This window comes from Pseudomonas sp. S37, from assembly GCF_016658545.1.
Lineage (GTDB): Bacteria > Pseudomonadota > Gammaproteobacteria > Pseudomonadales > Pseudomonadaceae > Aquipseudomonas.
Genome location: NZ_JACVZC010000187.1, coordinates 1 through 6235, shown reverse-complemented (window position 1 = coordinate 6235; position 6235 = coordinate 1). Strand labels below are relative to the sequence as shown.

The following is a 6235-nucleotide window of genomic DNA, read 5'->3' as shown; positions in this document are numbered from 1 at the left end:
CATGGCAGGATCAAAACCTGCTGCCTTACCGCTTGGCGACGCCCCTGTATCGGATGCAGCGTTTGCTGCTCTGACAATTCCAACTGCGTGACAACTGCTTGTTTGCTTGTTGTCTTGGAATGCGCGGCACTTTAACAACAAAGTTTCAGTCTGTGAACCCCCTGATCAAAAAAAATTGTCAAAAAACAGCGGCTTAGTCATTTTCACCGGGTGCAGTCTGACCGTCCGTCGCTTTCCCCCCGCTTCGCTTCAACACAATCGCTTTCCTTCCTTCCAATCAGATGAGTCATTTGCATTGACCAAGGAGGACCCCATGCCTGTCTCCCACGACCTCTACCAGGACCTGCACTACCCCCGCGAAATCGTCCAGCAGCGCCGTCAGCAGGACCCCACACTTGATCGCTTGCTGGACGAGTACATGGATATCGACAACCAGGTGCTGGCCGCGGAGTCGATCTCGGCCGGCAACTTCGTCGACGAAGACCTGCGCCACCTGAAGGAACGGCGCCTGGCAGTGAAGTACATGATAGAGCGCCAACTGGAGCGCAAACCCTAGCTCAGCGGCGCACAAGGCGGCCAGACCTATCGCGAGAAGTGATGATTGCCGGGCACTTTCTGTATTAGTCAAAATGGCCGCCCTCGGGCAAGCTGCACGCTGCCCCGCCATCGCCCAAGGAGCGTTGCTTTTGTCTGCCTGGATCCCTACCCCGCTGCGCCAGCTTGGCCAACGCCTGCGCGGCGCCGCCACTCAACAGAGCGAACTGCTCAGCTGGTTCGAGGACAAGGCGCAGAGCCGCGGTTATCAGCTCAGCGACGGTCAGCGTCGGGTCATCCACTGCATGGCCACGCAACTGGCGCAGCTTGAGCAAGGGCAGCCACGCAGCCTCTATCTATACGGCTCGGTCGGCCGGGGCAAAAGCTGGCTGCTCGATGGTTTCTTCCAGGCCGTGCCGGTAGCGGCCAAGAAGCGCCTGCACTTTCATGACTTCTTTGCCCGCCTGCACCAGGGCATGCACCGCCACCGCGCGCTGGACGACGCACTGGGCGCAACGCTCGACGAACTGGTGGGCGACTGCCAAGTGCTGTGCTTCGACGAATTCCACGTGCATGACATTGGCGATGCCATGTTGCTCACCCGGCTGTTCACGGCCTTGTTCAGCCGCGGTGTGTTCCTGCTGGTAACCTCCAACTATGCGCCGGAAGGGCTGTTGCCCAACCCGCTGTACCACGAGCGCTTCTTGCCGGTAATCCGCCTGATCAACAGCGCGATGGAAGTGCTGGAAGTGGGTGGTGACACTGATTTTCGCAGCCTGCCGGCCAACCGTGAGCATCAGCGTTTTACCCAGGGCCATTACGTGTGGCCAGGCAATGCGGCGCAGCGCCAGGCGCTGAATGTGCCTGCGCAGCAGCCGCTGATACTGGAAGTGAACAAGCGCCCACTGCGCGCCCTGGCCGTTGATGGCCGGCGGGTGGTGCTTGGCTTTGACGACTTGTGCGAAAAGGCCACGGCAGTGATCGACTACCTGGTGTTGGCCCAGGCGTACGATGAGTGGATTATCGATGGGCTGGATGACTTGTCGGAGTGCTCGCTGGCGGCGCAGCAGCGCTTCGTCAACCTGGTGGATGTGTTGTATGACCAGGATCGGCAGGTGGTGGTGATCGGCAAGCGGCCGCTGGAAGAAAGCCTGGGCGGGCCGCTGGCCGACCTGATGCGTACGCGTAGCCGGTTGGGGCAGCTGCATCAGCTGGCCCCTTAGATGTGCATCGCCTGAACCGGCCTATTCGCGGCTAAAGCCGCTCCCACAGGTACCCCGCAATATTCACAACCTGCGCTGCACCTGTGGGAGCGGCTTTAGCCGCGAAAGGGCCGGCACTGTCAACCCATCAACCCGCCCGGGGCAAATCCGCCAGCACCCCCTCGATCTCCCCCAGCACCGCCGGATCATCCAGCGTCGACGGCGGCACATACGCCTGCCCATCGGCAATCTTGCGCAGCACCGCCCGCAGAATCTTCCCGGAGCGGGTCTTGGGCAAGCGTTTCACCAGCCGCACCCGGTTGAAACAGGCCAACGGGCCGATCTCCTCACGCACGCTGCCCACCAGGTCCACCAGCAACTGCGCCTCGACAATGCCCTCACCGTCCTTGAGTACCACCAGCGCCAACGGCACCTGGCCCTTGATTTCGTCATGCACGCCTATCACCGCGCACTCGGCCACCGCCGGGTGGCGCGCCACCAGGTCTTCCATTTCACCCGTGGAAAGCCGGTGCCCGGAGACGTTGATCACATCATCGGTACGCCCCATGATGTAGACGAAACCGTCCTCATCCAGATAACCGCCGTCGCCAGTGTGGTAATAGCCCGGGTAGGTGTGCAGATACGCCTGCAGGTAACGCTCGTGGTCGCCCCACAGTGTCTGGCTGCAGCCGGGTGGCAGTGGCAAGGCGATCACGATCGAGCCTTGGTGGTTGGGGCCCAGCAGGTGGCCATCATCATCCAGTACGCGTACGTGGTAGCCCGGCACGGCGCGGTTGCTCGAGCCTGGTTTGGCCGCGCTGCCTTCCAGCCCGACACACGGCGCGGTGACCGGCCAACCGGTCTCGGTCTGCCACCAGTGGTCATGCACCGGCTTGCCGCTGACCCGCTCAAGCCATTCGTGGGTGCTGGAATCAAGTTTCTCTCCCGCCAGGAACAGTTGGCGCAGCGAACTCAGGTCATGCGTGCGGATCAGTTCGCCCTCCGGGTCTTCCTTGCGAATTGCGCGCATGGCCGTGGGCGCACAGAACAACGCATTGACCTTGTACTGCTCCACCACCCGCCAGTAGGCCGAGGCATCTGGCGTGCGAATCGGCTTGCCTTCGTAGAACACCGTGGTACAGCCGCTCATCAACGGCCCGTAGACGATCAGCGAATGGCCGACCACCCAGCCCACATCGGAAATACCCCACCACACATCACCGGCCTGCATGCCGTAGATATGGCGCATTGCATAACACAGCGCCACGGCATTGCCGCCGTTCTCGCGGACGATACCCTTGGGTTTGCCGGTGGTACCCGAGGTGTACATGATATACAGCGGGTCACCGGCATCCAGTTCGAGCGGCGCTACCGGCTCGGCGCCTTCCAGTGTCGCCTGCCAGTCCAGATCACGGCCTGGCAGCAAGTCTGCCTGCAGCTGTGGCCGCTGCAGCACCAGCACGTTGCGCGGCTGGTGGCGGGCCAGTTGCAGGGCGCGATCGACCAGTGGCTTGTAGGCGATTACCTTGTCGAACTCCAGCCCGCAGGACGCCGTCAACAGCAGCGTTGGCCGGGCGTCATCGATACGCAGGGCCAGCTCGTTGGCGGCAAAGCCGCCAAACACCACCGAATGCACCGCGCCAATCCGCGCACAGGCCAGCATGGCCATGGCCGCCTGCGGCACCATGGGCATGTAGATGATCACCCCGTCGCCCTTGTTTACGCCCAGCTGGCGCAGCAAGCCGGCCAGGCACGCCACCTCGTCGCGCAGCTGGTTGTAGGTGAAGGTTTGCTGCACACCTGTCACCGGCGAATCGTAGATCAGCGCCAGTTGCTCGCCACGGCCCTGCTCGATCTGGTGATCGAGGGCCAGGTGGCAGCTGTTCAGGCGGCCGTCGGCGAACCAGCGGTGGGTGCCGTCAGCGTTGTCTTGCAGGGTTACGGCAGGCTTGCGGTGCCAGGCCAGGCGTGAGGCCTGCTCCTCCCAGAAAGCAGCTGGGTCGGAAATGGAGTGGGCGTAGCTGTGCTGGTAGCTCATATCGATGGGAACCCGGTACTTGTTGTTATTGAAGGGCGAACCTTGAGTATGGACCGCTGCACCCGCGCCGCCATGGGACTAAAGTCACAACCGACCTGCAAATTTGCAGACAACGCAAAAGCGCCCCAAAACGGTGCAAAGCCTCTAGAATAGGCCACCCTTTCAGCCACCGAGCAACCCATGGACATCGATCAGGCCCGTACCTTCCTGGAAATCGTGCGTTGCGGCAGTCTGGTCGCCGCCGCCGAACGCCTGTTCGTGTCACAGACCGCGATCACCGCCCGGGTACAGCGCCTGGAGCAGCAACTGGGCTGCCAGCTGTTCGTGCGCAGCCGCAACGGCGCCAGCCTGACCAGCGATGGGGAGGCCTTCGTCAGTTATGCCAACCAGCTGGTGCAGACCTGGGAAGCGGCACGCCGCGACCTGCCGCTGCCGCAAGGCTGCCAGCAGGTGCTGCATGTGGGCGGTGAGGTGAGCCTGGGCAACCCGATGATGCTCGACTGGGTCAGCGCCCTGCACCGTGAGCTGCCCAGCCACGCGATCCGTAGCGAGGTCAGTGACGGCGAGTCGCTGCTGCGCAAGGTCGAGATGGGCCTGCTGGACGCCGCGCTGGTGTACCAGCCGACCTACGGCCCGGGCTTGCAAGTCGAGCAGCTGATGGAAGAAAAGCTGATCCGCGTGCGTCGGGTCGATCAGCCCGAGCCGTATATCTACATCGACTGGGGCGAGGCCTTCCGCCGCCAGCATGATGCCGCCCTGCCCGACTGCGCGCGCCCGGCACTTAGCTTCAACCTCGGGCCGTTGGCCCTGCAGTTCATTCTCGATCAGGGCGGCAGTGGCTACTTCCGCACGCGCGTGGTGCAGGCCTACCTGGACAGCGGGGTGTTCGAGCGGGTACCGCAGGCGCCGGAGTTCACCTACCCAACGTTCCTGGTGTACCCGCGCAAGCGCGACAGCGAAGCGTTGCAGCAGGCTTTCAGCGTCCTGCGCCGGCTGGTGGCCGCCGGCGCCAGTGACTGGTCACAACGCTGGGACCCGGTTATCTGAAGCCTCGGCCTTGCTGAGCAGCTGACGCTTGAGGCCGGCGATCAGGTCGGTCTGGGTGATTACCCCCACCAGCTTGTCGGCGTCGAGCACCGGCAGGCAATGCAGGCCCTGTTCACACAGCAATGGCAACAGGCGCTCCAGCGGGTGCTGGCTGCTGACGCTGACCACCCGCCGGCTCATCACCTGCTCCATGCGCACCACCTTGCGGCCGAGCAACCCGCGCCAGCTGAAACGGCCACGCTGCATGGCCGGGCCGACCAGGTCGCTGAGGCTGACGATGCCCACCAGTTTGCCCTGCTGCAACACCGGCAGGGTTTTCAGGTGGTGGCTGGCGAGCATTTTCCAGGCCTGTTCCAAGGTGGTGTCAGGGCTGGCGAATTGCACATCGCGTGACATTACCGACGCGGCGGTAATACCGCCCAGGCTGCGCTGCAAGGCGTGCTGCTCGGTGGCGAGGATGATGCGCTCCAGTTCGTCCCGGGTGACGTCGACGAACTCGCCCAGCTCTTCCAGGGCTTGGTCCAGGTCTTCACTGCGGATGCCCACGCGCTCGCCGGGGAGCGGGTCATGGGTGTGGTGCAGGTCTTTGCGCGGCACGGCACCTTTCGGGTAGCGCACGCCGGTCAGGCGGTTGTAGACGATTGCCACCGCCACCAGGATCAGCGCATTGAGCAACACCGGCTCCAGCAGGTGGTCACCCATGGCGGTCAGGCCCGAGTCGGCCAGCACAGCACTTACCGCCACGCCGCCACCTGGCGGGTGCAGGCAGCGCAGCAGGCACATCACCAAAATCGAGATGCACAATGCAGCAGCGGCTACCCACAGTTCGGGGCCGAAGCCCTGACGCATGGCCAGGCCGACGGCGCCGGCCAGCGCATAGCTGCCCAGCACCGGCCAGGGTTGCGCCAGCGGGCCGGAGTGCACGGCGAATACCAGCACGGCCGAGGCAGCCAACGGGCCAAGCAGGTGCAGGGCAATGCCCGGACCATAAGCCATGCTGGTCAGCCAGCCGGCAAGGAACAGGCCAAGCAACGCACCGATACCAGCACGCAACCATTCTTTGGGGGGGATATTCAGGGGCGCCGGCAACAGCCGCTGCAGACGACTTTCGGAACGCGAGGCAGACATTTAAGTAATCGGGATCTTTGGTTTTTCTGATTAAAAAGAAAGCCCAGCCGAGCTGGCCTGGGCCTCGTATTGCGAATGCAATACCACAAGGGGCTCCGTCCATGGAGAGATGGAAACCGCAGGGTTTCGTGAGGGGGATTTTGCCGGGCGGGGCGGGATTGGGCTAATTCAAAAAAATGCGCCTGTACTGCAATTTTTTTGCAGTGCTGATAGGCCTCAAGCGCACTGCAGAACCTGTGGGAGCGGGTTTACCCGCGAAGAATGCGACGCGGTGTATGGCACCGGC

General features: G+C 63.2%; 5 protein-coding genes. 3 read left to right on the top strand and 2 right to left on the bottom strand.

Annotated features, from left to right (window positions below):
- Positions 1–313: 313 nt before the first annotated feature.
- The gene (locus IAE39_RS28670; protein WP_201207836.1) at positions 314–556 is read left to right on the top strand and encodes a hypothetical protein; all 243 of its coding nucleotides are present in this window, start codon (positions 314–316) and stop codon (positions 554–556) included.
- 130 nt (positions 557–686) lie between these two features.
- Positions 687–1757, top strand: a complete 1071-nt coding sequence (gene zapE, locus IAE39_RS28665) for a cell division protein ZapE (protein WP_201207835.1) — start codon at positions 687–689, stop codon at positions 1755–1757.
- A 127-nt stretch (positions 1758–1884) separates the two neighbouring features.
- Here the strand turns inward: zapE and IAE39_RS28660 are convergent, their stop codons facing one another.
- Complete coding sequence (locus IAE39_RS28660) at positions 1885–3774, bottom strand: propionyl-CoA synthetase (RefSeq protein WP_201207834.1); 1890 nt, start codon at positions 3772–3774, stop codon at positions 1885–1887.
- Positions 3775–3954: 180 nt separating this feature from the next.
- On the opposite strand from IAE39_RS28660, the gene IAE39_RS28655 reads away from it, so the two are divergent.
- Entirely contained in the window at positions 3955–4821 is an 867-nt protein-coding gene (locus IAE39_RS28655; RefSeq protein WP_201207833.1) for a LysR family transcriptional regulator, read from the top strand.
- On the opposite strand, the gene IAE39_RS28650 is transcribed toward IAE39_RS28655, so the two are convergent.
- A complete protein-coding gene (locus IAE39_RS28650; protein ID WP_201207832.1) occupies positions 4795–5949 on the bottom strand; it encodes an HPP family protein in 1155 nt (384 codons plus the stop codon). The genes IAE39_RS28655 and IAE39_RS28650 overlap by 27 nt on opposite strands.
- Between the last annotated feature and the right edge of the window lie 286 nt (positions 5950–6235).